Here is a 26,678-nt window from a genome sequence, read left to right on the forward strand (position 1 = left end):
CCCTGCCACGCCGCCAAGGCCCTGGGGCTGGGCGACGACATTGGCAGCCTGGCGGTGGGTAAACAGGCGGACCTGGCCCTGTGGGACATCAGCGAACCGGCCGAGCTTTGCTACCAGTTCGGGGTGCGGCCCCTCAAGGAGCTGTGGAAAGGGGGTAAGGCTGTCAGTGGCCTACGCCGTTAAGGAAAAAGGCCGCAGCTGCGGCCTTTTTACTCTCTGGTGCGATGGAATTGCGCCACCCTTTCCTGGTCCAGGCGATCTTCTGCCTCTTCGACCTTGCTGAGCAAAAACGAGTAGTCCCTGGCGCAAATGACAACCCCCAGCAGCTCGCCGTTGTCGGCGCGAATGGCGATGTCGTCAGCCAACGGGCCGGGGCGCTGCAGCAGGGTCTTCAAAGGCTCCCCCACTGAGCTTAACGTGACGTCTTTCATGGTCTGGTGCCTCTGGCCATAGCCTGCCGGCGTTAGTGCGGGCAGGGCCAATAACTGCAAAGCCCAGGGTAACAGCTCTGGTGCCATTGGGCCGGGTTTAACTAGGCCGCCCCTTTGGGTCGCTTAACATCAGCAACGGCCACCTGGGACCTGGCCCGGAGCTTTTTATGCATAAGACACCACAAGCTAAAGCTTTCACCCTGCTGGCCATCTTGGATGCCCTGTTGCTGGCCGGCCGCTACCTGCAAGGCACCCCTCTGCCGGTACTCTTCACCTCGGCGCTGTTGCTGGGTGCCCTCTTGCTGTTTTGGCGCCGGGCCGGGCAATGCCGCTGGATGCTGGTCATGATGGGGCTGGTCACCCTGTGCCAGGGGCTGCAATGGCTGGCGGGGCTGGCCGGCCTTGGCCAGGAGCGGCACCTGATGGGGGTGCAGTTGGCGGTGATGGTGCTGGCGCTTTTTACTGCTCGCCTGCGTTACCGCCAGGGGTTGAAGAGCCCTTCCTGAACCCCCTGCCTTGGCCGATACTGGGGGCTGATGCTTCTGGAGGCGCCCCTTGCTAAAACCACCCCTACCCGATGTGCGTGACGGCCTGACCGAGCTGGAGCGCATTGTTTTATATGTATTGAGTGAAACCCAAAAGGAGCGGGGCGGGCGCAATGTGCCCACCGCCATGCTCTATGGCCGGGTGGTGGAATACATCAATATCAGCGAAGCCCAATTGGTGGCCTGCCTGCAGCGGCTGGGGGCGGCGGATCACTTTTAAAAAAGGCCGCAGATGCGGCCTTTTTTATCCCAGCGCCAACCAGACCCCGACCCCTGCCATCAGGGTGCCGGCAATGCGGTTTAGCAGTGCCAGGTTATTGCCGCGCCCCAGCACCCGGCCCAGGGTCTTGCCGCCACTGGCATAAAGCAGCAGGCAGCCCAGTTCGGTGCAGAGGATAATGCCCACCAGCATCCCCAATTGCCCCGCCATAGGCTGGGTGGTGTCGATAAAAGGCGGCAGCAGGGACACCATAAAGGCCCAGCCCTTGGGGTTGGCCACCGCCGTCATAAATCCCTGCATGGCCAGGGCCTTTCTTGAGGCGGGGGGCCTGTTGCCATCCAGGGTCAGGGCCAGACGGCCCTTTGCCCGCCACATCTGAATACCAAGGTAAATCAGGTAGGCGCCGCCGCCGTATTTGACCACTTCAAAGGCCAGGGGATGTTCCAGCATCAGGGTGGCCACCCCCACCACAGCCGCCACCGCCACCAGGGCCACCCCCAGCAGCTCGCCGGCCATCATCCACAGGGTGCGGCGAACCCCCACCGTCATTCCCAGGGTCATGGACAGGGTCATGCACATGCCGGGGGTGATGGACACGAAGAAAAAGGTGGTCAGGAAGAGCAGCAATACCGAGGTGGACATCAAGGGCTCCGGCGTAAAAGACGCAGGGCACCTTAAGGCAAAGATCCGGCCTTTGGCAACAGCCGGCGCCAGGCACGAAAAAGGCCGCAACAGCGACCTTTCGGGTTTGGGGAAGGTGGCTCAAGCCGCCTTTTTACCCCTGATTTCGCCCCACTGGTTGATACCGACGGCGCTGAGGATAACGGCCAGGGCAATCCAGGTGGTGGTGGCCAGTTGCTCGTGATTGAGGGTGGCCGCCAGGATCACCCCCACCAGGGGCACCAGGTAGTTGGACAGGGACGCAAACACCGGCCCTGCCTTTTGGATCAGCATCATATAGAGGAAGTACACCAGGCCGGCACACATCACTCCCAGGTAGACCACCGAACCCACCGCCTGGTCTGTGGGGGCGAAGCTGCCCAGGGGAGCCATCAGCAACGCCAGCAGCAACAGCTGGTTGGACGCGGCAATAAGCACGTTGCGGGCGACGATCAGTGGCTCTTCGCTGTCCAGGCGCTTAAGCAGCAGCAGAGCCACCGCAAAGCAGGCCGAGGCTGCCACTATGGCCAGGGCGCCCCAAAGGCTGGCGTCCAGGCCCTGGCCCAGCTGGGGTGCAAAGAGCACCAGCAGGCCGGCAAAACCCACCAGCACCGACAACAGCCCGGCCAGGGTGATGCGGGCGCCTTTGACCAGTAACGGGCTGAGCATAATGGCGAAGAAGGGGATGGTACCCATCAAAATCGCCGCCACGGCGGTGTCCAGGTACTGCTGGCCCCAGGCCACGGCCACAAAGGGCAGAGTGGCCTCCAGGAAACCGATCAGGTGGTACTTGGCCCACTGGCGGCGGCTGGATTTGAGTTTCAGGAAGTAGCAAAGGACGATCAGGGTCAGGGCCCCAACCAGGGCCCGGCCTGCACCTACCCAAACCGGCGGCAGGGCGGCAACCGCCTTTTGCTGGAATAAAAATTGGGAGCCCCAAATTAGGCCGACTCCCCACAGGAAAAGATAATTTCTAAGCATGGTGAATGCCTCAACAAAGCTGGGGCATTCTAGCCAGGGCCCTATCATGGTTAAAATGAATTGTCTTCATTAACCCATGGTAGATTTCGATATGTCTCGGTTGGACCTGAACCTGATCAAGGTATTCGACGCCCTGATGGCCACCCGCTCGGTGTCGGAGGCGGCGCGGCTGCTGCATTTGTCCCAGTCCACCGTGTCCCATGCCCTGGCCCGTTGCCGGGAACAGCTGGCCGATCCGTTGTTCGTACCGGGGCGCCAGGGTATGCAGCCCACCCCCAGGGCCCAGGACCTGGCCCCGGCCTTTCACCAGGCCCTGGCCACCATCAACCAGGCCTTGAGCCAGGTCCCCCGCTTCGACCCGGCCAGCAGCCAGCGCCGTTTTACCCTGGCGGTGGGCAGTTACGTGGACATGGTGCTGCTGCCGCCGCTGATGCAGCGGCTGATGGCCCAGGCCCCCGGGGTCAGCCTGCGGCTGACGGTGCTGGGGCCCTCGGACTACGAACAGGAACTGGAAAGGGGAGAGCTGGACCTGGTGGTGGGTTTTACCGAACCGGCGCACCTGTCCCCCAAACTTGACCAGCAGCCCCTGGTGACCGAGTCGGTAAGCCTGTTGTCGGGGCGGCCTTTGGCGACCAAGCCGGACCCGGCCATGCTCGGTACCTTGCAATACATCTACCCGTCGGACTGGGGCCACAGCCAACTGCTGCTGGACAGTTGGCTGCAAACCCAGGGAGTGACCCGGCAGGTGCGGCTGCAGGTGCCAGACTTCCAAGCCCTGCCCGGGGTGTTGGCCAGCACCGACCTGGTGGTGGTGCTGCCGGCGGCGGTGGCTGAGCACTACGCCCGGCTGCCGGGGCTTTACGCCTACCCCCTGGCCGAGCCCAGCCTGCAGTTCACCCTGGTGCTGGCCTGGCACCCCCGCTTCGCCCAGGACCCGGGCCTGTTATGGCTACGCCAGCAGCTTAGCGCCGTGGCCCCAGTGGCTGGCTAAGGGCAGGCAGATAACAGACACCTCAGCTGAGGTTGTTTTGGCCCTGATGGCCCGGTAGCCACTGTCAGTGGAGCAACGATATGTATAAAAACAAAATTCTTTGGGCGTTGTTGATGGCTTTAAGCGGGGCTTTATTGATCTTGGCCTCTGTTGTGGTGGGCTCCCCGGCAACGGCCGTGGACCTGCAAGAGGCCGAAGCCAAGCTTTATCAAAAATACGGTGTAAAGGTGGTAAACATTGGTGAGCCATCCTTACTGCCAAGAAAGATCCAAAGTGCCATCACCTACGGCCAGGACAGCATTGATTTTGCCGAGGCCAGCAGCAACCAGTTGGCTCAGGTGCTGGCCGTTTTGGACGCTGCCTTAGGTAAGTACCCCTCGAGTGTTCTCAAGGAGGCGGTGAAGGAGATCCGTATCGGGGACCACCTGGTGAAGAATGATGAGGTGATTTATGGGTACTACGAGACCCGGCATCTTTTTATCTTCGCCGACAGCGCCGGTACTGGGATCGACGCCAGAGAAATAGAAAAGACCCTGCACCATGAACTGTCGTCTCTATTGGCAGAGCGCTATGGCTTTCCCTACTTTGACTGGCTGGCGCTGAACAGCCCTGACTTTGAGTACCTGGTGTCTGACCAGCGCTTTCGCCAGGCCATCGCCGCCGGCCTTACCTACGCCCCCCAGCAGCGGGACTTGGTTCAGGGGATAGTGTCCGGCTATGGCCGCCTCAACGCCGAGAACGACTTCAATACCTATGCCGAGACGGTGTTTACCCAGCCTCGGCAAATGGCCGACTGGCTGGCCAAGTATCCCCAGGTTCAGAAGAAGTACCGCTTCCTGAAAGCCTTTTACCTGAAGGTGTCACCGGGCTTTGAAGGGGTGTTCGACAAGGTGGAACACCCCTAGCACGTTAATGCCGTGGCCCAAGGGGTTGGCTGAGGGCCAGCTGGCTTAGCAGCAGCAGGGAGGCGCTGTAGTAGTCGCTGTCCTTGGTGAGCTTCGGCAGCAGGGGCCGGGCCTGGTCCAGCTGGGTTATGGCTTTTACGCCCTGGGACGCCGGGTAAGGGGCCGGTTGGCCATTGGCCAGATCCACCCAGGCCGGCAGCGGCCTGGCCTGCTGCCAGAAGGCCTGAATGGGGGCCAGGGCCGGGCTGTTGCCTTTTCCTGCCCAGCGAAAATAAAGGGGGATGCGCAGGGCGTCGAAGCCAAAACGCGGCGGCCACTTGGGGGAAGGTTCCAGGCGGCCGTCGCTGTGGAGCCGCACCCAGTCGGCGGGCAGCTGGTTGTCGCCGAAACGGCTGTCGGCCAGCAGCGACTCCCCCGACGCCAGCAACTGGCCCCACAGGGGGTTGCCGTCGGCCCGGGCAAAGTCCCTGAAGGCCGGCATCACCCAGTAGGACAGGTTCAAGTCCAGGTAGTCACCGCCGTCAAATCCCTCCAGCCCCGGCAGCAACACCAGCTTGCCGGCATAGGGGCGCACCAGCCTGGCAAGCAGGGTGGCGCGGATCCGTTGGGAGGCGCTGAGGTAGTTGCGGTGGTTCCAGCGCTGGCCGGCCTTGAACAGGGCCCAGGCCACCAGGATGTCGCCGTCGGCAGCGTTGTTGTTGTCGGTGATGGGTGGGGTGGCCTTGGGGTCGTAACGCCAGGCAAAGAGGGCCAGATCGTGGCGGCCAAGCTGGTGGCGGGTCCAGCCCCAGAGCTGGTCGAAGCTGGCCCTGTCGCCGTTGGCCTCGGCCAGCAGCATGGCGTAACCCTGGCCTTCGGAATGGCTGATGCCGCCGTTGCCGGTGTCCTGGACCCGGCCGTCGGCGGTGATGAACAGGGCCTTGTACTGGCTCCAGTCGTTGGCCTTGGCCGGTAGGGCCAGGCAGCACAGCAGCGCCAGCAACCTAAGCAAGGGCAGCCTCCTCCTGGCCGTAGCGAAAGCGCAAGCCGTGGCGGTCACAGGCCACCAGCCTGGCCTTGACCTGGGGGTCGCCCCCCTGGGCCTGCAGCCAGGCGCTGTATACCCCTTCCAACACCTGCCCCAGAGCTTGCATGGCCGGCTGGCTGGGCTGGCCCTGTTGATAGGGCACCGGATAGTGGCGGTGCTCCAGCACCAGGGCCTTGCCGTCGCTGCGGATCTGCAACTCACCCCAATCCAGGGCCTGCCATTGGCCGTTGATGGCCTGTTCCAGCTCCGCCAGGGAGCCCTTGGCCCCCAAGGTCAATTGCTGGGCCATATCCACGCCTACCTGGCGCAGCAGCTGGGCCCCCTCTTCGGCGGGCAAGCCGGCGGCCAGGCGGTCGAACAGGGCAACCAGGAAGGGCCGCCATTGGGCGGCGCAGTGGCGGGCCTGGAAATAGGTAGCATCAGTCATTGGTGATCCCCATCAGGTAGCGCAGGTACAGCTGGGCTGTGGTTTCGTTGTAATTGCCGAAGCTGTCAAAGCCCAGGCGGCCCCCCAGGGTGAAACGGGGTGAGAAGCGGTACTGGCCTTCGGCCCCCAGACTCAGGCCAAAGCCGCTTTCACTGTTGGCTCCATAGCGGGACGCCTCCACCAGCCCAAGGCCGGCGAACAGGTCCAGCATCCGTTGCAGTTCGGGGTCGTCCGGGAAGTAGTCCACCGCCTTTTCGGTAAAGCTTTGGAAGCCCGGTGCCAGCTTGAGACTGAAGTCGTAGCGGTCATGCTGCTCGCTATAGCTGACCGGGAAGGCGATGGCCACATAGTCCTGGGGACTGAAGTAACCGCCGTGGCCCAGGCCATAGTGGCTCATGTTCTTGTCAAAAGCCTGGAAGCTGACATGAACACCGGCCTGCAGTTGGCGGCCCTGGTCGTTGATGGGGCGAAGGTAACCCCCCAGGGACAGGTCAAAGGCGTTGTTGCTGTAGACGTTGGTGCCCTGGTAGCGATAACCCCCCAGCTTGGCGTAGAGGCCCAGATCGCCGTCGTCGTAGCCCAGGCCGGCGCTAAGGCCGTTGCGGGTGACGGCGCCCCAGGTGATGCCGGAGTAGGGGTCTTTGGTGCCGGCGTAAGACAGCACGCTGTCGGTGACGGCGCGCCTTTCCAGGGCCAGGTCCAATTGCAGATCGCGGTCCAGCTGCGGGCTCCAGGCCAGGCCACCCACCAGGTTGACCTTTTCAAAGCCAAGGGGAGTGGTGCCGATGTCCAGGGCCAGCTGGTCCCACTGGTAAGCCAATGACAGGGCCAGGCCGGCGTCGTGCTGGACCGGTGGGTCGTCAAAGTCCCGCACCAGGCCGTTGAGGCTGGCCCTGAGGGTGCCGAGCATGGCTTCGAAGTCTTCGCGGCTGTCCAAGAAGGCTTGCAGGCTGGCGGACGACAGGCCGTTTTGGCCGGTCAGGGGCCCCAAATAGCCCTCCAGCAGTTGCAGGTCGCTGCTGCTGAGGTTCTGGCTACTAAGGCCAATGGCCTTGAGCAGGTCTTGGCGGGTGGCCCTGTCGAAGCTGCGCTTGGCCTGGGCCTCTGCCTGGGCCGCCTGGTTGGCGTTGGCCAGGTACTGGGCCTGCTGGATGGGGGTGCTGTTGGCATCCCCCAGGGACGCCAGGTAAATGGCTTGGGCGTCGGCGGCGGCCTGGCGGGCCTGGTCGTAGCTATAGGCGGTTTCCTCTATGCCGTCCAGGGCCGCCGGCATGGCGTCCAGGCTGGTATTGAGGTTGGCGGCGGCGCTGCCGACCACCCCAGAGCCAAAGCGGCTGTTGCCACCGGCCGGGGCGCCGGCATTGAGGTAGGTGGGGGTCACCTGGGCGCTGAGGCGGCCACCGCCGACCCGGGTTTGCAGGGTGATGGGCGCCTTGACCTCGTCCAGGCGGCCAAGGCCGGACTCGCCGTTGCGGGAGCGGAACTGCAAGTCGGCACTGAGGGTGGTGGCGCCGTCGCGGCGGATCTCCCGGGCCAGGCTGTCGATTTGCGCCACCAGGGACGGATTGGCGGTATCGGCCTCTTCATCCCAATGGCTTTGGCTATCGTCCTTGCCTCCCGGCAGCCAGTCCGGGCGGTGCCAGGGATTGGCACTTTCATCGGTGCCGGGGGCGCCGCCACGGGCAAAGGGATTACCGGCTTCGGCCAGGCCGGCGCCGTCGGTGAGCCAGGGCTGGTCCTGCTGGCCGGCAAAGAGCCGCTGGCGGGACTGGGCCAACAGGGCCAGGGCCTGGTCGTCGTCCCCCTGGGCCCGGGCCACCTTGGCGGCCAGCAGCAGCATGGTGGGTTCCTGGGCCTGGTCGCTGGGCAGCTGGGCCAGCAGTTGCTCGGCTTGCTCAGGCTCGTTGCGGGCTATGGCCACTTCCACGGCGCCGGTCAGGGCGTCCTGGCTGCCGGGATGCTGCTTGAGGGCGTAGCGGTAGATTTGCCCGGCCTTGTCGGTCTTGTTGCCCGACTGGTAGAGGCGGGCCATGGCCAGCAACAGGCTTTCGTCGTTGGGGGCCAGGCGCAGCCGGGCGGCCAGCAGATCGTAGGCATCGGCCAGGCGGTCTTGCTGGCGCAGGCGATCGGCCTGGACCAGGGCCATGGCATTGCGGATGTTCTCGATGGCGGCCCAGTCGTCGGTGCCGAGATCCCGGCGCTGGGACAGGCGGCCCAGCAGGGATTGTGCTTCGTCATCGGCCCCGGCTTTGACCAGCACCAGCAGCAGATCCAGGTAGTCGCCGGGGGCAGCGGTCAGGGGCTGCTGGGCCTGTTGGCGGGCCAGCAGCAGCGCCATGGCCGGTTCACCACCGTCCAGCAGCAGGTTGGCCACCTGGCCGGTACCGGCGGCGCTGGCCGGCGGCTGATTGTAGAGATCCAGCATCAGCTGGCGGGCACCGGCCCGGTCACCCACCGCCTGGCGGCGGCGGATCTCGTCTAGCCGGGCCTGCAGGGCGGCGCTGTCGAGGAGGGCGTTAATGGCCGGGGTGCGCTTGGCGCTGCCCAGGGGCGACAGGATCCGCGCTACGTCGTCCCAGCGGTTCTGGTCCTTGGCCAGGAGGGCGGCCACGTAGCGGTCTTGGGGGCTGGCATCCGGGCCCAGGCCTTGGTTCATCAGCACCTGCGCCGCCAGGGGGCGGCCCTGGGTGTCCAGCAGCCGGGCCAGGTCCAGGCGGATCCAGGGGTCGGCGGGGTCCAGGCTTTGGGCCTGGCGCAAACTGGCTTCGGCCAGCAGTGGCGGTTCGGCCTTGGCCCTTTCCCGCAGCATCAGGGCCTGGCCACTGGCCAGGTCCCCCAGCTGCTGGCGGTCCTTGGCGGGTAACAGCTCGGCCATGGCATTGGCCTCACCCCAGCGCTGCTGCTTGCGCAGCACATTGATAAGGCCGATGCGGGCCTGCTGGTTGTCGGCATTGTCCAGCAGCAAGTCCCGGTAGCGGCCGGCGGCCTCGTCCAGGCGGCCCTGGCGGGAATAGATATCGGCTTCCAGCAGCCTGGCGTCCAGCTGGTGGGGGCCGGACTGGCTGGCCAGCGGCCGGATCATGTCCAAGGCCTTGGCGTACTGGCCGCTGTCGGCCTCTTGGCGCACCCCGGCCAGGCTGGCATAGAAGCGGGCGCTGTTGTGGGCGGCTTGCCATTGGCCTTTTTTGGCCGGTGCCAGGCGCATGGCTTGGGCCAGGCTGTCGCGGGCCTTGGCAAACTGCTGGCGGCGCAGCTGCACCAGGCCGAGGCCAGCCCGGGCTTCGGCGTCGTCCGGGCGTATGGCCAGGGCCTGCTCGAAGGCCTTGGCGGCGCCGGCCAGCTGGCCTTTTTTCAGCTGGGCGTAACCGCTGCTGCGGGCCTTGTCGGCCTTGCGGCCCGGGGTTTCGGTGGTCTTCTGGCGGTAGTGGGCCGCCACTGCGTCGTCACCGGGGTGGGCCTTGGCGTAGGCGGCATAGAGGGGCTGGTCGTTGCTGTCGGCGTCAAGCCACAACAGGGCCTGGCGCCAGGCGGTGGTGGCGGCGGGCAGCTGGCCGTCAAGGCTGGCTAGGACGGCAATGCCCTGGCGGCGGCTTTGGGGGCGGTAACTCAACACCTGGCCGTAGGCCAGGGCCCCTTGCAGGTTGCCGGGCTGGCGCTGGTGGATCTGGGCCAGGCCCTGGCGGGCCTGGTCCCAGCCATTGGGGGTACCGGCCAGGGTCTGGTAGTACTCCACGGCCAGGCTGGCGGGGGGCTGGTCGGTGCTGAACAAGGTCTTGAAGCGGGCTACCGCCTCCTGGTACTGGCCGTTGGCGGCCAGCAGCCGGGCCTCGGCCAGGGCGCCGGAGTCCAGGTTGGTGTTGGCCTTGGCCAGGCGCAGCTCTTCGAGGCGCGGGTCCTTGGGGCTGGCGATGCTGAGCCGTTCGGCCAGGGCGTCGGCCTTGTCCTTGTCCCCTTCCTGGATGGCGATCAGCGCTAGGCGATAGAGGGCTTCGGGGTTGGCAGGGTCAGCCGCCAGTACCCGGCCCAGGGCGTCCTTGGCCAGGTCCTGGCGCTGTTTGGACTGCCAAAAATCCGCCTGTTGGAACAGGGCGTCGAACTGGCCTTCGGCGGCCAGCAGTGGGGGTGTCCCGGCCAGGCAGGCCAGGGCCAGAAGCAAAGGCTTATTCATTGTCCTCTCCTACGGCAGAAGGCAGGCGGCGGCGGGCTCGGGCACGCAGCGGCGGGTAGATAAGGCAGGCGCCGAGGATGATCCCCAGCAGCAAGGTGGCCAGCAGTTGCAGCACGTGTTGGCCGAAGTACCAGCGCAGGCTCATGTCCCAGGGCAGGTCACCGCTGCCGGCCTGGGGGCCGACCCGGTAGCTGCGGATACCGTCGTCCCGCAGCAGCACCAGGTCCCCTTGCACCTCGCTACTGGCGCTGGGCTGGGCCAGCTGTTGCACCAGTTGCGGTAGGGCGGCGTCCTGGCTGGTGGCGGCCATCACCACCAGCCGCTTGGGATCGCGAGGAGAGATAAAACTGGCCAGGCCTTCGAAGCTGTCCTGGCTTTCCAGCTGGCGGCGGGCGGCCTTGTCCTGGCGGCCCCAGTCGCCACCGAAAAAGCGGTGCCAGCGGTCGGTAAAGGCTACGGGCTTGAGCACCAGTTTGCTGGACTCGACCCCAAAGGGGCTGCCGGCCAGCAGCGGGCTGGCCTTGAGGCGGTCCAGGCCCCCTACCAGCAGCAAGTCCTTGCCGGCCAGGGCCGGGCCGTCGGCCAGGCCCAGCTGCACCTGGATGCCCATGGCCGGGTAGCCGGTGGCGTCCCCCATGCGGCCCATCAGGCCGAAGAAGGTCTGCAGTTCGGCGACGCTGGGGTTAGCGGGCAGCAGTGCCAGGGTGTCGGACAGGTCGGCCATGCGGGTGAAGGGGAAGCCGGCGCTGATGAAATAGGACAGGTTGGGCAGCACAGTGAAATGGCGCGCCGCCCCCAGGTCTATGGTGGAGCTGGGCAGGATACGGCTGATCACCCCGGCGGGCAGCTGGCTGCAGTCAAAGTCCGGGTGCTGGCGCAGGTCGAAATAGAAGCTCAGCTTGTTTTCGCCGTACAGCAGGTAGGAGGGCAGTTCGATCTGCGCCTGCTGCTGGCGGATGTCGCGGCCCAGCCAGCCCTGTACCGTGGCCAGCACGCCGCCGTTATTGACCGGCAGCGAGGTCAGGTATTGGCCGTTGAGGGCAACGTTGAGCTTGGATCTGTGCTCGTCCAGCCAGTCCCCCTCCGGGAACAGGTATTCCACCTGCATGGGCACGCCCCGGCCCCGCCACAAGAACAGGTCGGGGGCGGCGCGAAAGTTCACTTCGTTGGCTTGGTGGTACAGGCCCCTGGCCGCCAGGGCCTCGGGTTTGGCCAATTGCCCCAGGGTCACCGGCGCCTGGCTGCCCACCCAATGGGGGGCGTCGTAGGGCTGGCGGGGTGGCAGGGTCAAGGTTTGGGCCTGGACCCTGGCGCCGCTGAGTTTGCCGGCCTGGGTGACCAGGTAGCGGGCGGCGGTTTTCAGCTCCTCGTCGTCCCGGCCCATCACCAGCAGCAGCTTGTAGAGGGGGGCGGCGGGGTTGTCGATCAGGCGTAGCTCAGGCCCTTGGGGCGGCACTAGGTTGAGGCCGGCCAGGTTGTTGCCGGTGACCAGGGCCAGGGCGTTGGCGGTGGGCAGGCTGTGCTGGAACACCGGGAAGCGGGCATGGCGGAACTGGGCCAGATGGCCGAAATAGGAGGCCAGCATGGCGCCGCTTTCCAGTTGGCCTTGGCTGGGGTCCATGGGCAGCACCAGGGGCACGTCCACCTGGCCCATGATGCCCTCGTCGAAAAACGGCGCCGGGAAGCCGGCCAGATCGTTGGGCCTTGGCAGGCGCAGCAGGCTGAGATTGAGGCTGGAATTGCCGTCGATCAGCACCTTGTTGGGGTCGTCCTGCTCACGCTTGCACGAGGCGCTGTCCCTGTTGGTGATGCGAAAACTCAAGTCGTTGTGGCTCAGCACCAGGGCCGGGGGAATGGGCACCTGGGCGTCGGTGCCGTCACCGCCGAAGGGGTCCAGCAGGATGCTGGTCAGGTGCAGGCCGTTGAGCAGCACTTCCAGGTTGCTGCCCTCGGGGAACTGGGCTTCGGGGTAGCGCAGGGACAGGGCCAGGCTGGCGTCGGTGGCCATTTCGTCCTGGCGCAGGGAAAAGTGGATACCGCTGCTGCTGCCGTTGGCGGTGACCACCATCTCGGTGGCCACCCCGGCGTCCTTGAAGCGGATCTGCTGCTGGTAGGGCTCGGCGGCCCAGGCCCGGCTGGCGATGATGGAGGTGGCCAGGGCCAGGGCTGCCACCAGGCTCAGGCGGAACTTCCAGCTGCCAAAGAGGCTGCGGCGCCAACGGGCCCAGCCGCTGTTCTTGGACTCGCCGGAAAACAGGCCGCTGACGGCACGGGTAACGCTGAAGAAAGAGCGCACCGGGCTGTCGGCGGCGTGGGGGCGGTCGGGGATCCAGGCGTCGGCCCGGCCCATCACTACCCGCACCAATTCCCGGCGCTGGCGCACCGGCAGGGTCTTGAAGCGAAAGCGCAGGCCCTTTTCCCCCAGGGCGATGGCGGACACCGGGAACAGCAGCACCTTGTCGTCAAAGCGCACTTCGATGTCTTCCACCACGCTGTCGTCCAGGGTGGTGCCCAGAGGGTTTTCCAGCAGCATGCCGCCCATGGACAGGTTCAGGGTCTGGGTGCGCAGGGTGTGGCCGTTGGCCAGGTGCAATATGGCCGGCAGGCGGATGTCGATACGCACCGTGTTGCGCACCTGGCGGGTTTCCCGGGCCACCGAGATGGCGGCCAGCAGGATAATGGCGCTGAAACTGGCCCAGAACAGGTTGAGGATCAGCACGCTGGGCTGGATCTGGAAGACGTCGTTCCAGATCAGCCGCACCAGGCCCCAGACCACCCCGGCCAGCAGCATGGCTAGGGCAAAGAGGTGCGGCCGCACCGCCTGGTGGTCAAAGTAACCATCCCGCAGCAGGCCGCCTTTTTCGGTGACGTTGAACTTGCCCTTGCGGGGGTCCAGCAAGGTGGCCAGGGTCGGCCTGACCAGGGCAAAAGCCAGCACCGTTTCGTAGATCTCTCCCCAGAAGCTGTAGCGAAAGCGCCCTTGCAGCAGGGAGTTGGTGTAGACGGCGTGGAACAGGTGCGGCACCGCGTAGGCCAGGATCAGGGCCGGCGAGGCGGCGATGATGTTGAGGCCGAACAGCAGGTAGGCCAGGGGGGCGGTGAGGAACACCACCCTTGGCAGGGCGAACTGGAAGTGCAGCATGGCGTTGAGGTAGCACAGCCGCTGGGGCCAGCTCAGGCCCTTGCCCAGCAGCGGATTGTCGACCCGGAAGATCTGGGTCATGCCCCGGGCCCAGCGGGCCCGCTGGCCCACGTGCAGGGCCAGGCGCTCCGTGGCCAGCCCCGCCGCCAGGGGCAGCCCCAGGAAGGCGGTGTTCCAGCCTTTGCGTTGCAGGCGCAGGGCGGTGTGGGCGTCTTCGGTGACGGTTTCCACGGCAAAGCCGTTGGTCTCGTCCAGGGCACTGCGGCGGATAACGGCGCAGGATCCGCAGAAGAAGGCGGCGTTCCAGTAGTCGTTACCCTTTTGCACCGGCCCGTAGAACAGCTCCCCTTCCCCGGGCATGTCGACACCGGCGGCCAGGTTGCGCTCGAACGGATCGGGAGAGTAGAAAAAGTGCGGCGTCTGCAGCAGGGCCAGTTTGGGGTCGGCCACAAAGGCCCCCACAGTGGCCTGCAGGAAGATGCGGGTGGCCACGTGGTCGCAGTCGAACACGCAGACCAGCTCGCCGTGGGTTTGCTTGAGGGCGTTGTTGAGGTTACCGGCCTTGGCGTGGTTGTTGTCGGAGCGGGTGATGTAACCCACCCCCGCCGCCGAGGCAAAGGCGCCGAATTCGGGGCGGCGGCCGTCGTCCAGCAGGTAGACCTTGAGCTTATCCTTGGGGTAATCGAGGTTGAGGGCGGCCAGCACAGTGTCCTGCACTATCTCCAGGCTCTCGTTGTAGGTGGGGATATAGACATCCACCGTCGGCCAGGTACGGCTGTCCCTGGGCAAGGGCACGATGCGCCTGTTAAGGGGCCAGGCGGTCTGGAAAAAGCCCAGCACCAGGATCAGCCAGGCGTAGCATTCTGCCAGCAACAAGCCCACCCCCAGGGTGGCTTCCACCACGCTGTCGAACACCAGGGTGTCGGTGGCACGCCAGTACAGGTAACGGGTGGAGATCACCACGCTCATCAGTATCAGTACCAGCCGGGCCCAGCGGGAACGAAACTGGCCAACCACCAACAGCAGGGCCACACCGGCCAGGCCGAACAGCATCTGGTGGTCCAGGCCCAAAGGTGTGGTGACGATAAGCAGCACGATCAGGACCAGCGCCAGCGTCGACAAGGCCTGGAGCAGCCTGACCCCAAAACGGGTCGAGTTAGCCTGTTTCATCACATATCGCTCAGTGAAAACTTCATGGCGCTGTGGGCGTAGGCGTCCGGCAGCAGGCGGCTGATATTGCGGGCGATGTCTTCCAGATCCTGGGTGATGGCCGACGCCGGGGCGTAGTCGAACAGGGACTTTTGCGAGGCGGTGGCTTCCGGCACTGCTTCGTCCCTGTGCACCATACCCAGCAGCGAGGCCCCCAGCTTGTGCTGGAAGAACTCGGTCACATCCCGGTTGAGGCGGCTGCGGATATGCACCTGGTTGATGATGTACAGGGCCCGGCGGGCCCCCGCTTCACCCAGGTAGCCGTCCTGGCCGATCAGCGGCAGGGTGGCGGCGGAGGCACCGTCGGCCAGCAAGGTGGCAATGCCCATGGCCGGCAACCTGGCCAGGGCGTCCAGGGCCAGGCTGGGGCCGGACGGCAGATCTGCCAGCAAAATGCAGCCGGGCTGGCTCAGCAACGACCCCAGGCCCAGCTCCAGACATTCGGGCTGGGTGCGCAGGGCCGCCTCGAAGGCGTCGCGCTGCTCCCGGCTGGCCTGGCCATAGGGCAGCAGGCCGACACCGGTGGGGGTCTCGATGATCAGGTTGCGCCAGTCTTCACCCAGCTGCAGTTGCGGCACCAGGCCCCGGCGCTCGGCCATGGGCAGGCCCAGGTGCAGGCGCAGGGCGTTTTGGCTGTCCAGATCCAGTACCACCACCTGGTGGCCCAGGCGCTGTAAGGCGAAGGCAAGGTTAGCCACCAAGGTGGTCTTGCCGACGCCGCCCTTGGGAGAGTGGAAGTAGACCAGGTTCATGCGCTCACCTGTCGCAGCAGGTCACGCAGGGCGCTGCTCTCCTCTTTGGGGGCTGGATTGGCCTGGGCCGGCGTTACCGCCTGGACCGGGGCCCGGCTTGGCCACACACCCTGGGGGGCACCGCTATGGCGCTGGGGGTGGGCTTTGTCCAGGCTTGCAATGTCGTTGAGCAGCACCCATTGGGAGCTGAAACGGACGTCGTGATGGGTATTGAAGCTTTGAAAGGCAAGCTCGTGCTCACCGGTTTTTTGGGCAAACCGGTGCAAATCGTTGTAACTGTCCATGACAGTACGACTCCCTCTTCCATAAATTACGGCAAACACCTGGTAGACCCCAGGCAGGTACAGCAGTCCCATCAGTGAGTGCGGGATCTAGGCTTATATGTGTTTTTTATTTAGCTTGATGCCTAGATTGGTGCCTATTATAGACGCAGTTTTGGCACTGTGAACGTGCTTTACGTCAAAAAAATGGCGTTTTTTGGCCGGGTATGGACCCGGCCGGGAGATCAGGAGGCTTGGGACAGGGCGGCGCGGCGCACCAGCCCCAGAGAGATGGCGATACCGGCCAGGATCACCAGGCCGCCGACCAGCATGGTCAGGGTCAGGTGTTCACCCAGGAAGAGGGCGCCCCAGAGATTGCCGAACACCGGGATCAGGAAAGTCACCATGATGGCGTTGCTGGCCCCCACATGGGCGATAAGGCGGAAGAACAGCAGGTAGGCCAGGCCGGTACAGGCAATGCCCAAGGCCAGGGCGGCCAGCCAGGCCTGGTTGCTGATGGTCCCTTCTGGCCAGTAATAGCAGGCCAGAGGCAACAGCATCAGGGCGGCGGCAAACTGGCTACCGACGGTGCTGACCAGGGGCGGCACCCCAGCCAGTTTGTGTTTGCTGTAGTTCGCGGCAAAGCCGTAGCTGAGGCTGGCCAGCAGGCAGGCCCCTATGGCCCAGAGGGCATCCACTGCCGACAGCTTGTGCCAAACCAGGATCACCACCCCGGCAAAACCCACCAATATCCCCACCAGCCTTTGCGGGCTCAGGCTTTCACGCCACAGGGCAAAGGCCACCAGGGCTGTCCACAGGGGCGCCGTGGAATTGAGAATGGCGGTCAGGCCGGCGGTCAAAAACAGGGTGGCAAAGGCAAAGAGGGTAAAAGGCAGGGCCGAGTTGGCCAGGCCCACCACCGCCAGGGCGCGGGCATGGGTTTTCAGCTGCCCCAGTTGGCCCCTGGCCCACAGCAGAGGCAGCAGCACCAGGCCGGCGATGGCCACCCGCAGTTCAATCAGCGGTACCGGACCGAACTCCGGTGCCGAGACGCGCATAAACAGGAAGGATGCGCCCCAGAGCGCGGCCAGTAACAGCAGTTCGGGAAGGTAACGGCGTGGCATGGAGCCTCCTAGGTCAAGGCTCCATCATAACGGCGGTTCTGACCGTCGTCTCGCCAATTTCGGACCTTAAATCCCAGTGCTGGCCTGGCCGTCAAAGGCGGTGACGAAGGCCAGCACCATGGCCGCCAGGGCCTGGCCACAGTCGGCCATGCCGAAGGCCTCGCCGGCCGGGTGGCGGGCCGGTGCCGCTTCGCAAAGGTGCAGGTAACGGGGCTTGAGGCGGCGGCTGGCCTGGTGGATTAGGTATTCCACGTCGGCCAGGGCCAGGCTGGTGTTGGTGTAGGCGCTGGCCGGCAGCAGGTTGATCACATCCATGTCCAGCTCCAGCCCGGCCGGGTAACCGCTCAGGCGGCCACAGAGCAGATCCAGGGCCTGGTCCAGGGTCAGGCTGCGCTGCACGAACAGCTCGGGGTAGGTGACGGTGCCAAAACCGGCCGCCTTCAAGGCCTGCTGGCTGGCGGCCGAATTCTTAAAGGGGTGCATGGCCAGCACCTGGTACTGGCCCAGGTAACCTTCGGCCTGGGCATAGCGAAAACCGTTGCCCGAATGGCGGCCTTCCATGGGGCGAAAATCGGCGTGGGGGTCCAGGTTCAGTACCCCAAGGCTATGGCCCAGGGCCTGGCTGACGCCCCTGATGATGGGGTAGGCATTGTTGTGGCCACCGCCGATAACGATGGGCACCAGGCCGGCCCTGGCAACGGCTTCGATAAGGGGAGCCAGGCGCCGGTCCACTTCCGCTACCAGTTCCCGTAGCTGGGCCAGTTGTTCTGGCCGCTGGTTGGACAGGGCCGCGCCCTGGGTTTGCAGATCATTCAGCTCAAGTTCGCCGAGCAGTAGCAGACTGTGGGTGGGAAAGTCCGGGTGGCTTTGCAGGTTCAAGAACCGGCTTAAAAAGGCCTGCCAGCCCAGTTCGGCGCCGCCTTTACCCAGGTTGGCCTTGGGGCCCAGGTCTTCCGGCACCCCCAACAGGGCGAAGCGGGCCCCCAGGCGTTTGGCCTGATCCAGCCGCTGGGCCAGGTCGTTCCCCTGGGGCAGCAAGGTCAGGGCTTCACCTATCTTGGTTTCCAGGGGCCTGTGGCTGACCAGGCGGGCAACGTCGGAATGGGTGTAGACCTTGAGTGTCATCGCATCTTTGCTTTGTTTCATGTGGTGGACGTTACGTTACAATAGTTTCGGGTGCCTTTCCTCAAGTGGTCATGGTAGTGGCACTTGAGAAATGCACCCGCAAGGCGCAGGCCTTAGAGCCTGCCGTGCGCCAATACTGATTTTAGGGGAAACCATGTCGTTGGAATTGTTGGAAAAACTGGAAGCCAAAGTACAGGCCGCCGTAGATACAATCGGTCTGTTGCAGATGGAACTGGAAGAAGTGCGTAACGAGAAGGCCCAGTATGCCAGCAGGGCCGAGGCGTTGAGCCAGGAAAACACTCGTCTCAAGGGTGAACTGGAAACAGTCCAGGTCCGCATCAATGCGGTGCTGGGCAAAATCGCCCAAGTGGACGAGCTTATCTGAGACAAACCCGGCTTAGGCCGGGTTTTCTTCAGTATCTTGTCGGTATCAGGCCGGCAACGTCGGCTAACCTTCCCATTCTCTTCGGCTTCTTCGCCAAGGCCTGTCAAAGCGCTCTGAACTGCCACCTCTGTGTCAGTGCATATGTCTGAAATCACCGGAACTTTGCTGAGATAAGACCAGTATTTTGCTGTCTTTTCCTATTGACTCTATATAATGCCTTGGAAGTGGGTCATGACGGCCCAGCTGGTCGGATCTCTAAGAGTTTCCGAACTTTTCCCGGACAGTTCACGGCAAAATTCCGGAAGATTATGGCAAATCCCACAGTACTGCTCATCAATGGCCCTAATCTTAACCTTCTCGGCAAGCGTGAGCCGGAGGTTTACGGGCACCAAACCCTGGCCGACATAGTGCAAGGCCTGGAACAGCAAGCCACCCGGCTAGGCATTTCCCTGCAGCACGTCCAGAGCAATGCCGAACATCAGTTGATTGACGCTATCCACAACGCCATGGGCAAGGTGGATTTCATCATCATCAACCCGGCTGCCTTCACCCACAGCTCCGTTGCCTTAAGGGACGCCCTGTTGGGGGTCGCCATTCCCTTTATTGAAGTGCATCTGTCCAACGTGCATGCCCGCGAACCCTTTCGCCATCATTCCTACCTGGCCGACAAGGCGGTGGGGGTGATCTGCGGCCTGGGAGCCCAGGGTTACCAATTCGCATTGGAAGCGGCTGCCAAGCGGCTTTCAGTCAATATCAACTAAGCAGAAAATTAGAGAAGCCTTTTTATGGATATTCGTAAAATCAAGAAGCTGATCGAACTGGTGGAAGAGTCCGGTATCAACGAGCTGGAAATCACCGAAGGTGAAGAGTCCGTCCGCATCAGCCGTGGTGGCAGCGCCCCCATGATGCCCATGCAATACAGCGTGGCCCCGCAAATGGCGGCCCCTGCTGCTGCGCCGGCAGCCGCTCCTGCAGCCGCCCCCGCAGCACCGGCTGCCAAGCCGGAGATCAGTGGCCAGGTACAGAAGTCTCCCATGGTGGGCACCTTCTACCGCTCCTCCAGCCCGGGCGCCAAAGCCTTTGCCGAAGTGGGCCAGCAGGTCAATAAAGGCGACACCCTGTGCATCATCGAAGCCATGAAGATGATGAACCAGATCGAAGCCGAAGTGTCCGGCACCATCAAAGCCATCCTGGTGGAGAACGGTGAGCCCGTCGAATTCGACGAGCCCCTGTTTATCATCGAATAAGGACAGCCCCATGTTGGATAAAGTGGTTATTGCCAACCGTGGTGAGATAGCGCTGCGCATACTGCGCGCCTGCCGCGAGATGGGCATCAAGACCGTCGCAGTGCACTCCACTGCCGACCGGGATCTCAAGCATGTGCTGCTGGCAGACGAAAGCATCTGCATCGGGCCGGCCCCGTCGCCCCAGAGCTACCTGAACATTCCGGCCATCATCGCCGCCGCCGAAGTCACCAATGCCGTGGCCATCCACCCCGGCTATGGCTTTTTGGCCGAGAACGCCGACTTCGCCGAGCAGGTGGAAAGAAGCGATTTCATCTTCATTGGCCCCAAAGCCGACACCATCCGCCTGATGGGTGACAAGGTGTCTGCCATCTCCGCCATGAAGAAAGCCGGCGTACCCTGCGTACCGGGTTCCGACGGCACCCTGACCGACGACGAAGCCCGCAACAAGGCCATTGCCAAGCGCATCGGCTACCCGGTGATCGTCAAGGCCTCCGGCGGCGGCGGTGGCCGTGGCATGCGCGTGGTGCGCAGTGAAGCTGAACTGGTCAGCGCCATTGCCACCACCCAGGCCGAAGCCAAGGCCGCCTTCGGCAACCCGGAAGTCTATATGGAGAAGTTCCTCGAGAACCCGCGCCATATCGAGATCCAGGTGCTGGCCGACGGCCAGGGTAACGCCATCCACCTGGGTGAGCGCGACTGCTCCATGCAGCGCCGCCACCAGAAAGTGGTGGAAGAGGCGCCGGCTCCCGGCATCACCGAGTCCATGCGTAAGGCCATCGGCGAACGTTGTGCCCGTGCCTGTGTGGAGATCGGCTACCGTGGCGCCGGTACCTTCGAGTTCCTCTATGAGAACGGCGAGTTCTATTTCATCGAGATGAACACCCGTATCCAGGTGGAGCACCCGGTTACCGAGATGGTCACAGGTGTGGATCTGATCAAGGAGCAGCTGCGCATCGCCGCCGGCCAGCCCCTGTCCATCAGCCAGGCCGACGTGGTTATTCGTGGCCATGCCATCGAATGCCGTATCAACGCCGAAGATCCGCGCACCTTTATCCCCAGCCCCGGCAAGATCACCCGTTTCCATTCCCCGGGTGGCCTGGGTGTGCGCTGGGACAGCCACATCTACGCCGAGTACAAGGTGCCGCCGAACTACGATTCGATGATCGGCAAACTGATCTGCTACGGCGAGAACCGCGACGTGGCTATCGCCCGCATGCAGAACGCCCTGCATGAGCTGGTGGTGGACGGTATCAAGACCAACACCGAGCTGCACAAGCTGATCATGAAAGACGAGAACTTCTACAACGGTGGTACCAACATCCACTACCTGGAGAAGAAGCTCAAAGCCCTGGAAGGGCAAGGCTGACAGGCCAACCAGTAAGACGCCGGCGATAGCCGGCGTTTTCTTTTGATTAACAACGGAATAAGGTATTGGCCATTCAATAAGGAGATCTCGATGGCTGACCAACCCCTGGTGTCGCCCGAACGTAACTTGCAGGAGCTGACCGTCAAGGCCCTGCTGCTGGGCGCCTTTCTTTCCGCCGTACTGGCCGCCGCCAACGCCTACATAGGGCTGCTGGTGGGGCTGACCGTCTCGGCATCTATTCCCGCCGCTGCCACCTCCATGGGCTTGCTGCGGCTGTTCCGCCGCTCCAGCATTCTGGAAAACAACATGGTGCAGACCGCCGCCTCCGCCGGCGAGTCCCTGGCGGCCGGTATTATCTTTACCCTGCCGGCGCTGGTGATGATGAAGGCCTGGGCTGGTTACGAATGGGGGCCCATGGTCACTATCGCCATCCTCGGCGGCGTGCTGGGGGTAGCCTTTACCATACCCCTGCGCCGGGCGCTGATCGTGGAGGCCAAGCTGGCCTTCCCGGAAGGGGTGGCCACAGCCCAGGTGTTGAAAACCGGCGGCATCGAAACCGACAAGGATCACCCGGAATGGAAACCAAGCCCGGAAGCCAAGCAAGGCTTTAAGAGCCTGTTGCAGGCGGCCGGCATTGGCGGCGCCATCAAACTGTTGGAAGCAGGCCTTGGGGTGTTGTCCGGCGGCGTTGCCGCCACCAAGAGCTTCTTTGCCGGCAAGTGGCTGTTCACCGGTGATATCACCCTGAGCCCGGCACTGCTGGGGGTGGGGTATATCGTCGGCCTTAACATCGCCACCCTGGTGTTTATGGGCGGGGTGATCGGCACCCTGATCGGCGTGCCCCTGAACTGGGCTCTTAACGGCGACGAGCTGGCACAACTGGCCGGGGTCAGCAGTGCCATGGCCGATTGGAGCGCCCAGGACTGGGAAGCCCTGGCCGGTGCTTCCTGGCAGCAATGCCGCCGGATCGGCGTCGGTGCCATGATGGTGGGTGGCCTTTGGTCCCTTATTACCCTGGCCAAACCCCTGTGGCAGGGGGTGAAAGCCTCCCTGCATGCCTATCGCGAGTCCAAGACCAATGCCGGCAAGGTGCTGCGCACCGAGTTCGACATTCCCATCCCCTATGTGGGGCTGATGATACTGGTGTCCGTTATCCCCCTGTACTTCCTGTTCCTCAACGCCCTTGGTGAGTACAGCGAGCGTTACTGGATAGCGGCGGTGATGACGGTACTGATGCTGGTGTTCGGCTTCGTGTTTGCCTCGGTGGCCGGCTACATGGCCGGTCTGGTGGGCTCCTCCAACAACCCCATCAGCGGCGTGACCATCGCTACCGTTATCGTCTCGGCGCTGATTTTGCTGCAACTGATGGGCAACGAAGGCCTGGCCGGAACCCTGGGACCCATAGCGGTGATTTACCTGGCCGGCATGATCTGTTCGGCGGCGGCCATCGCCGGTGACAACATGCAGGATCTCAAGTGTGGCCATATGGTAGGCGCCACTCCCTGGCGCCAGCAGGTGTTCCAGGTGGTCGGTGTGGCAGCTGCCGCTGCGGCCATTCCCTGGGTGCTGGATATCCTGGACCGAGGCTACGGCATAGGCCGGCCCAGCCCGGTCAACCCCGACGCCACCCCCCTGTCTGCGCCCCAGGCCGGGTTGATGCGTGACCTTTCCACCGGCATCTTCGGTGCCGGCATCGAGTGGACCTACATCTACATCGGCTTTGCCCTGGCGGTGGTGCTGATCATCCTCGATGAAATCCAGAAAAAGCGCGGCGCCAGCTTCCGCTTCCCGGTACTGGCGGTGGCGGTGGGGGTATACCTGCCCCTGGGCCTGTCGGTGCCGATTTTCCTGGGCGGCCTGTTGGCTCACTGGCAACAGAAGAAGCGCGGCACCCATGAAGCCGAAGGTAAGGGCCTGTTGCTGGCCTCTGGCCTTATCACGGGTGAAGCCCTGATGGGGGTGGTGGTGGCCATACTGGCGGTCAGCCTGCCCGGCCAGGTGCCCTACCTGCAAGGCTTTGCCCTGGCCCCCTGGCTTGGCAGCGCCGGCCTGTTGTTCTGCCTCTGGTATCTGGCCAAGAAGAGCTGAAAAAAGCCGCCCTCGGGGCGGCTTTTTCATTGCCCTTCTTCCGGTGGCGGCTCGGTGCGGTGGAAGACGGTGCCGATAAACCCCTGGTTCATCCGTTGCAGGACGAAGTAGTGGTCTTTGTCCAGCATCAGTATGTAGGGCAGGCGCAAACTGTAGTCGACCCGGTATTCGGCATCGGCTGGGGGATTTTCCAGGCTAAAGAGGTTGCGGCCGGTGTCCGGGGTTTTGCCCAGATACAACAGATCCATGTCCAGGTTACCCAGGGACTGGCCCTGCTGGTCCCTGAAGGAGGCCTTGGCCAGGATGTGCTTGCCCTGGGTATGGAGCCGGTAGTCCATACGCACCTGCTGTTTGTCCACCTGCTGGTAGTAGGTACCCTGCCAATGGCCTTCGATAAGCCACAGGGGGCGTAGCTGGGCCAGCAGGCGCCCGGCCAGGAAGGCACCAATCAAAATCACTGCCGCCACCGTCAGGGCAGTGGCAAATCTTGGCATTGCCATCCGTCCTCCAGGGGGGTGCAGGCCACCCATTGTTCGTCAAAAAACGCCACTATGCTGCCGGGGGGAAGGCCTTGGCTGGCGTTCACTACTGCCGGGCTTGGCAGTTGGGTGTAGAGCAATTGGCCCTGGCGGGCGGCGCTGTGGTCTATGGCCAGGCTATAGCGATTGAAGGCATAGCAGAACAGGGCCAGGGCAGCGATCAACAACGCCAGCCAATACAGCAACAGGTGCCACCGAAAGGGGCGGCGCTGGGGTCGATACAGCTCACCAAGGAAGGCCAGTTCCTCATCGCTCAGTATCTGGTCGGCGGCGTGGGGGTCGCTGATGTCAATCTCCTCAGAATGCAGCTCAAGCTGCCACGGCAACGCAAAACAGGAGATGACTGAATTTTAGGCAAATTAGCCTTAGCTTGCGTAAAAGTGCAGCCATTGTGCAAAAGGCACAAAAAAGGCAGCCCGGAGGCTGCCAGTAACGAGGATGGAACAGGTTAGAAGTCGACGGTCAGCGGTGCCGAGCAGTTGTCGGTACCAGCCTGGCAGAGGCTGTAGCTGACGCTGTCGGCGGTAGCAACGAAGCGGTCACGGTAGCGGCCGTTGTTGTCGATGCTGTCCACCAGCACACCGTCGCGGTACAGGTCAACCAACTCACCGGCGGCGCCGTCCCAGCGCAGGTCCACCAGGGCCTGGCCGGTGCGGGACAGATAGGCCCGCTTCAGGCTCAGCTCGATGGTGCTGTCGCTAACGGTAACGCTCTGGCTGCTGGAACCGGTCAGGCCGGTGGCGTCGGTCACGGTCAGGGTCACGGTGTAGGTGCCGGCGGCAGCGTAGCTGTGGCTGGGGCTGGCTTCTACCGAACTGGTGCCGTCACCAAAGTCCCAGGCCCAACTGGTGATGTCGTCATCACGGTCGGTGGAGCTGTCGGTAAAGACCACGTCCAGGCCGCTGACGGCGGCGCTGAAGCCGGCCACAGGCGCACGGGGACCGGTGTCGCCGCCCAGGGCGGTGATGTTCAGATCCCAGCTGTTGAGGGTACCGGTGTCGGCATTGGCGTTGTCGGAGACCACCAGGGTCCAGGTGCCCTGCATTTCTTCACCGTTGAAGCTGGCCACGTTCCAGTTTTGTACCAGGTCGTCGGCGCTGCCGCCGCTGCGGCTGGCCAGGACCTTCTCGGTACCGCTGGGCGAGACCAGGGTCACGATCAGATCGCCCACCCAGGTGTGGCTGATGTTCACGCCCACATCGACGCCAAAGACGGTGCCCGCGTCGGCCACATCAATGGTGCTTTGGATGCCTTCCGGGCTGTTGTCCGGGATGGCGACCGGGTTGGCGTTGCTGAATGGGAAGTCCTCCAGGCCCTGGGGCAGGATGGACAGGCTCACTGCCACCTCTTTTTGCATTTCGCCGTTGTCACCGCTGACGGTCAGGTTGTAGCTGCCCCAGGGGGTTTCGGCTGTGGTGTCCACGGTCAGGGTCACCACGTCACCGGGCTGGGCGGTGCTGGCCGACAGGCTGGCGCCTTCCAGGGCCGGATCGGTGGTCAGGCTCAGGGTCACGTCACCTTCCCAATCGGAGATGCTGCCGACGGTGATCTCGAAGCTGGCGCTTTCCCCTGCCACGATTTCACCGCTGCCGGGCATGACGCCCAGTTTGAAGCCCGGAGTCGGGTCGGCGGCATCCAGGGCGTTTTTGGCGTTGAGGCGCTTGCCGGACAGGGTTTTGCCGTCCAGGGCCGGCAGGCTGTCACCGCTGTCCATCAGCAGTTGTTTCATCTCGCCGATGCTCAGGTCCGGGTTGACCGACCATACCAGGGCGGCCACGCCGGTGACGTGGGGGGTAGCCATGGAGGTACCGGACGCCGTGGCATAGCCACCGCCGGGGTAGGTGGACAGGATGTCGGAACCGGGGGCGCCCAGGTCGACGGTGGTGGCACCGTAGCTGGAGAAGCCGGACATGGCGTCGTTATGGTCGGTAGAGGCTACCGCCAGTACGGCGTCGGAGTCGTAGCTGGCCGGGTAGCCGGGGCTGGCGTCCAGGTCGGAGCCGGCGTTACCGGCCGCCACCACAAACAGGATACCGGCGTCGCCGGCAGTTTCAATGGCCGCCTTGAGGGCGTCAGAGTAGGCGCCGCCGCCCCAGGAGTTGTTGGTGGCGCGGATGTTGACGCCGTGGTTGAGCTTGAGATCGGTGAAGTAGTCCAGACACTCGATGGCATCGGCGGTAGAGCCGTAACCTTCGGAGTCCAGAAACTTACAGGCCGCTATGCTCACGTCCCAGTTCACCCCGGCCACACCGGTGGCGTTGTTGGTCTTGGCGCCTATGGTGCCGGACACATGGGTGCCGTGGCCCTGGTCGTCCATGGGGTCGCCTGAGTCGGCGAAGGAGGAGATACCGTGCACGTCGTCTACGTAACCGTTACCGTCATCATCGATGCCGTTACCGGGGATTTCGCCGGGGTTGGTCCAAACGTTGCCGGCCAGATCCGGGTGGCTGTAGTCGATGCCGGTGTCGATAACACCGACGATGACGTCATGGGAGCCGGTGCTGATGTCCCAGGCCTCGGGGGCGTCGATGTCGGCATCCGGTGTGCCGCCGGTTTGGCCGGTGTTGTTCAGGCCCCACTGGTCGTTGTAACGGGGGTCATCAGGGGTGGCGTTGATGTGCAGGGTGTAGTTGGGCTCTGCCACGGCAATGGCCGGGTCTTGGCTCAGTTTTTTGAGGATGGCGTCACGGTCGGCCCCTTGGGGCACCATGACCTTGGCCAGGCGGCCGCCCGCCACATGCTTGTAGCGCAGGTCGCGGCCGCTGGCGTCCAGGCTGCGCAGGCTGGCGCCGGCGCTGTTGATGGTGGCCAGCCGCTCGGTGCGATCGACACCGGGCTTGAAGATCACCAGCAGCGAATCGCTGGCGGCAGCAGGGACGGGCTCTTCCTTCGGCTCGGCCTGGACCGCACCGGCGCCAAACAGGGCCGTGGTAACGGCCAGGGCGAGCAGGTGTTTCTGACTCATGATAATTCCTTGTCAATGGGCTGTGGTTGCAAGTGCCTGAGGCACCCTTTTCTGCTTACCACGTGGCCGGCTTCCTGCCTCCCCCCTGGCCCCTTTTACACCCATTCGGGCTAGTGCTCTG

At 63.9% G+C, this 26,678-nt stretch carries 24 protein-coding genes and 1 pseudogene; 10 read left to right on the top strand and 15 right to left on the bottom strand.

The window, feature by feature from the left end:
* Window positions 1-183: amidohydrolase family protein (locus tag B3C1_RS02310; RefSeq protein WP_008482632.1), on the top strand; the 183-nt coding region annotated here is incomplete at its 5' end.
* Between the two features lie 26 nt (window positions 184-209).
* Here B3C1_RS02310 and B3C1_RS02315 read toward each other — a convergent pair.
* Window positions 210-431 (bottom strand): hypothetical protein, encoded by a 222-nt coding sequence (locus tag B3C1_RS02315; protein WP_008482634.1) that lies wholly within the window; start codon window positions 429-431, stop codon window positions 210-212.
* A 167-nt stretch (window positions 432-598) separates the two neighbouring features.
* Here B3C1_RS02315 and B3C1_RS02320 point away from each other — a divergent pair, with 167 nt between their 5' ends.
* Complete coding sequence (locus B3C1_RS02320) at window positions 599-937, top strand: hypothetical protein (RefSeq protein WP_008482636.1); 339 nt, start codon at window positions 599-601, stop codon at window positions 935-937.
* 49 nt (window positions 938-986) lie between these two features.
* Window positions 987-1,196 (top strand): hypothetical protein, encoded by a 210-nt coding sequence (locus B3C1_RS02325; RefSeq protein ID WP_008482638.1) that lies wholly within the window; start codon window positions 987-989, stop codon window positions 1,194-1,196.
* 24 nt (window positions 1,197-1,220) lie between these two features.
* Here B3C1_RS02325 and B3C1_RS02330 read toward each other — a convergent pair whose 3' ends face one another.
* Window positions 1,221-1,838 carry a LysE family translocator gene (locus B3C1_RS02330; protein ID WP_008482639.1) on the bottom strand — a complete coding sequence of 206 codons (618 nt, stop codon included), beginning with the start codon at window positions 1,836-1,838 and terminating at the stop codon, window positions 1,221-1,223.
* Between the two features lie 120 nt (window positions 1,839-1,958).
* Window positions 1,959-2,837: a DMT family transporter gene (locus B3C1_RS02335; protein WP_008482640.1), complete on the bottom strand. Its 879-nt coding sequence runs from the start codon at window positions 2,835-2,837 to the stop codon at window positions 1,959-1,961.
* A 91-nt stretch (window positions 2,838-2,928) separates the two neighbouring features.
* Between B3C1_RS02335 and B3C1_RS02340 the strand changes: the two genes are divergently transcribed.
* Together B3C1_RS02340 and B3C1_RS02345 are read left to right on the top strand one after the other, a co-directional pair.
* Entirely contained in the window at window positions 2,929-3,828 is a 900-nt protein-coding gene (locus B3C1_RS02340) for a LysR family transcriptional regulator (RefSeq protein WP_192813337.1), read from the top strand.
* Between the two features lie 80 nt (window positions 3,829-3,908).
* On the top strand, window positions 3,909-4,733 hold the full coding sequence (locus B3C1_RS02345; RefSeq protein WP_008482642.1) for a hypothetical protein: 825 nt from the start codon (window positions 3,909-3,911) through the stop codon (window positions 4,731-4,733).
* 4 nt (window positions 4,734-4,737) lie between these two features.
* Here B3C1_RS02345 and B3C1_RS02350 read toward each other — a convergent pair whose 3' ends face one another.
* The 9 genes and pseudogenes from B3C1_RS02350 to B3C1_RS02385 all read right to left on the bottom strand — a co-directional run bounded on the left by B3C1_RS02350 (window position 4,738) and on the right by B3C1_RS02385 (window position 17,988).
* Window positions 4,738-5,724 carry a family 8 glycosyl hydrolase gene (locus tag B3C1_RS02350; protein ID WP_008482643.1) on the bottom strand — a complete coding sequence of 329 codons (987 nt, stop codon included), beginning with the start codon at window positions 5,722-5,724 and terminating at the stop codon, window positions 4,738-4,740.
* Window positions 5,717-6,187, bottom strand: coding sequence for a cellulose biosynthesis protein BcsD (gene bcsD, locus B3C1_RS02355; protein WP_008482644.1), 471 nt, complete (start codon window positions 6,185-6,187; stop codon window positions 5,717-5,719). Before bcsD ends, B3C1_RS02350 begins: the two co-directional genes overlap by 8 nt.
* On the bottom strand, window positions 6,180-10,355 hold the full coding sequence (locus B3C1_RS02360) for a cellulose biosynthesis protein BcsC (RefSeq protein ID WP_008482645.1): 4,176 nt from the start codon (window positions 10,353-10,355) through the stop codon (window positions 6,180-6,182). The genes bcsD and B3C1_RS02360 overlap by 8 nt, the downstream gene beginning before the upstream one ends.
* Window positions 10,348-12,528, bottom strand: a complete 2,181-nt coding sequence (locus tag B3C1_RS20790; RefSeq protein WP_336391103.1) for a cellulose biosynthesis cyclic di-GMP-binding regulatory protein BcsB — start codon at window positions 12,526-12,528, stop codon at window positions 10,348-10,350. Before B3C1_RS20790 ends, B3C1_RS02360 begins: the two co-directional genes overlap by 8 nt.
* Before the next feature lie 42 nt (window positions 12,529-12,570).
* Window positions 12,571-14,667 (bottom strand): annotated as a pseudogene (gene bcsA / locus B3C1_RS20795) (UDP-forming cellulose synthase catalytic subunit); the annotation flags it as partial.
* Complete coding sequence (gene bcsQ, locus B3C1_RS02370) at window positions 14,667-15,458, bottom strand: cellulose biosynthesis protein BcsQ (RefSeq protein WP_008482648.1); 792 nt, start codon at window positions 15,456-15,458, stop codon at window positions 14,667-14,669. The gene bcsQ and the pseudogene bcsA, both read right to left, overlap by 1 nt.
* Entirely contained in the window at window positions 15,455-15,742 is a 288-nt protein-coding gene (locus tag B3C1_RS02375) for a hypothetical protein (protein ID WP_008482649.1), read from the bottom strand. Before B3C1_RS02375 ends, bcsQ begins: the two co-directional genes overlap by 4 nt.
* Before the next feature lie 221 nt (window positions 15,743-15,963).
* On the bottom strand, window positions 15,964-16,842 hold the full coding sequence (locus B3C1_RS02380) for a DMT family transporter (protein ID WP_008482650.1): 879 nt from the start codon (window positions 16,840-16,842) through the stop codon (window positions 15,964-15,966).
* A gap of 66 nt (window positions 16,843-16,908) precedes the next feature.
* Window positions 16,909-17,988 carry an arginase family protein gene (locus tag B3C1_RS02385; protein ID WP_237750947.1) on the bottom strand — a complete coding sequence of 360 codons (1,080 nt, stop codon included), beginning with the start codon at window positions 17,986-17,988 and terminating at the stop codon, window positions 16,909-16,911.
* A gap of 133 nt (window positions 17,989-18,121) precedes the next feature.
* On the opposite strand from B3C1_RS02385, the gene B3C1_RS02390 reads away from it, so the two are divergent.
* From B3C1_RS02390 to B3C1_RS02410, 5 genes are all read left to right on the top strand, one after another.
* The gene (locus B3C1_RS02390) at window positions 18,122-18,352 is read left to right on the top strand and encodes a cell division protein ZapB (protein ID WP_008482652.1); all 231 of its coding nucleotides are present in this window, start codon (window positions 18,122-18,124) and stop codon (window positions 18,350-18,352) included.
* 308 nt (window positions 18,353-18,660) lie between these two features.
* A complete protein-coding gene (gene aroQ, locus B3C1_RS02395) occupies window positions 18,661-19,113 on the top strand; it encodes a type II 3-dehydroquinate dehydratase (protein WP_008482653.1) in 453 nt (150 codons plus the stop codon).
* 24 nt (window positions 19,114-19,137) lie between these two features.
* Window positions 19,138-19,599, top strand: coding sequence for an acetyl-CoA carboxylase biotin carboxyl carrier protein (gene accB, locus B3C1_RS02400; RefSeq protein WP_008482654.1), 462 nt, complete (start codon window positions 19,138-19,140; stop codon window positions 19,597-19,599).
* Window positions 19,600-19,609: 10 nt separating this feature from the next.
* Window positions 19,610-20,965 (top strand): acetyl-CoA carboxylase biotin carboxylase subunit, encoded by a 1,356-nt coding sequence (gene accC / locus B3C1_RS02405; RefSeq protein ID WP_008482656.1) that lies wholly within the window; start codon window positions 19,610-19,612, stop codon window positions 20,963-20,965.
* A gap of 90 nt (window positions 20,966-21,055) precedes the next feature.
* Window positions 21,056-23,053, top strand: a complete 1,998-nt coding sequence (locus B3C1_RS02410; protein ID WP_008482658.1) for an OPT family oligopeptide transporter — start codon at window positions 21,056-21,058, stop codon at window positions 23,051-23,053.
* Between the two features lie 26 nt (window positions 23,054-23,079).
* Here B3C1_RS02410 and B3C1_RS02415 read toward each other — a convergent pair whose 3' ends face one another.
* The 3 genes from B3C1_RS02415 to B3C1_RS02425 form a co-directional block, all read right to left on the bottom strand.
* Window positions 23,080-23,547: a hypothetical protein gene (locus tag B3C1_RS02415; RefSeq protein ID WP_008482660.1), complete on the bottom strand. Its 468-nt coding sequence runs from the start codon at window positions 23,545-23,547 to the stop codon at window positions 23,080-23,082.
* Window positions 23,523-23,918, bottom strand: a complete 396-nt coding sequence (locus B3C1_RS02420; protein ID WP_008482661.1) for a hypothetical protein — start codon at window positions 23,916-23,918, stop codon at window positions 23,523-23,525. Before B3C1_RS02420 ends, B3C1_RS02415 begins: the two co-directional genes overlap by 25 nt.
* A 122-nt stretch (window positions 23,919-24,040) precedes the next feature.
* On the bottom strand, window positions 24,041-26,557 hold the full coding sequence (locus B3C1_RS02425; protein WP_008482662.1) for a S8 family serine peptidase: 2,517 nt from the start codon (window positions 26,555-26,557) through the stop codon (window positions 24,041-24,043).
* Window positions 26,558-26,678 lie beyond the last annotated feature (121 nt).

The organism is Gallaecimonas xiamenensis 3-C-1, from assembly GCF_000299915.1.
Taxonomy (GTDB): Bacteria; Pseudomonadota; Gammaproteobacteria; order Enterobacterales; family Gallaecimonadaceae; genus Gallaecimonas; species Gallaecimonas xiamenensis.

Coding starts and splice junctions, on each gene's coding strand:
- B3C1_RS02315 (WP_008482634.1), bottom strand. CDS start 431: ATGAAAGACGTCACGTTAAGCTCAGTGGGGGAGCCTTTGAAGACCCTG.
- B3C1_RS02320 (WP_008482636.1), top strand. CDS start 599: ATGCATAAGACACCACAAGCTAAAGCTTTCACCCTGCTGGCCATCTTG.
- B3C1_RS02330 (WP_008482639.1), bottom strand. CDS start 1,838: ATGTCCACCTCGGTATTGCTGCTCTTCCTGACCACCTTTTTCTTCGTG.
- B3C1_RS02335 (WP_008482640.1), bottom strand. CDS start 2,837: ATGCTTAGAAATTATCTTTTCCTGTGGGGAGTCGGCCTAATTTGGGGC.
- B3C1_RS02340 (WP_192813337.1), top strand. CDS start 2,929: ATGTCTCGGTTGGACCTGAACCTGATCAAGGTATTCGACGCCCTGATG.
- B3C1_RS02345 (WP_008482642.1), top strand. CDS start 3,909: ATGTATAAAAACAAAATTCTTTGGGCGTTGTTGATGGCTTTAAGCGGG.
- bcsD (WP_008482644.1), bottom strand. CDS start 6,187: ATGACTGATGCTACCTATTTCCAGGCCCGCCACTGCGCCGCCCAATGG.
- B3C1_RS02360 (WP_008482645.1), bottom strand. CDS start 10,355: ATGAATAAGCCTTTGCTTCTGGCCCTGGCCTGCCTGGCCGGGACACCC.
- bcsQ (WP_008482648.1), bottom strand. CDS start 15,458: ATGAACCTGGTCTACTTCCACTCTCCCAAGGGCGGCGTCGGCAAGACC.
- B3C1_RS02375 (WP_008482649.1), bottom strand. CDS start 15,742: ATGGACAGTTACAACGATTTGCACCGGTTTGCCCAAAAAACCGGTGAG.
- B3C1_RS02380 (WP_008482650.1), bottom strand. CDS start 16,842: ATGCCACGCCGTTACCTTCCCGAACTGCTGTTACTGGCCGCGCTCTGG.
- B3C1_RS02385 (WP_237750947.1), bottom strand. CDS start 17,988: ATGAAACAAAGCAAAGATGCGATGACACTCAAGGTCTACACCCATTCC.
- B3C1_RS02390 (WP_008482652.1), top strand. CDS start 18,122: ATGTCGTTGGAATTGTTGGAAAAACTGGAAGCCAAAGTACAGGCCGCC.
- aroQ (WP_008482653.1), top strand. CDS start 18,661: ATGGCAAATCCCACAGTACTGCTCATCAATGGCCCTAATCTTAACCTT.
- accB (WP_008482654.1), top strand. CDS start 19,138: ATGGATATTCGTAAAATCAAGAAGCTGATCGAACTGGTGGAAGAGTCC.
- accC (WP_008482656.1), top strand. CDS start 19,610: ATGTTGGATAAAGTGGTTATTGCCAACCGTGGTGAGATAGCGCTGCGC.
- B3C1_RS02410 (WP_008482658.1), top strand. CDS start 21,056: ATGGCTGACCAACCCCTGGTGTCGCCCGAACGTAACTTGCAGGAGCTG.
- B3C1_RS02415 (WP_008482660.1), bottom strand. CDS start 23,547: ATGCCAAGATTTGCCACTGCCCTGACGGTGGCGGCAGTGATTTTGATT.
- B3C1_RS02425 (WP_008482662.1), bottom strand. CDS start 26,557: ATGAGTCAGAAACACCTGCTCGCCCTGGCCGTTACCACGGCCCTGTTT.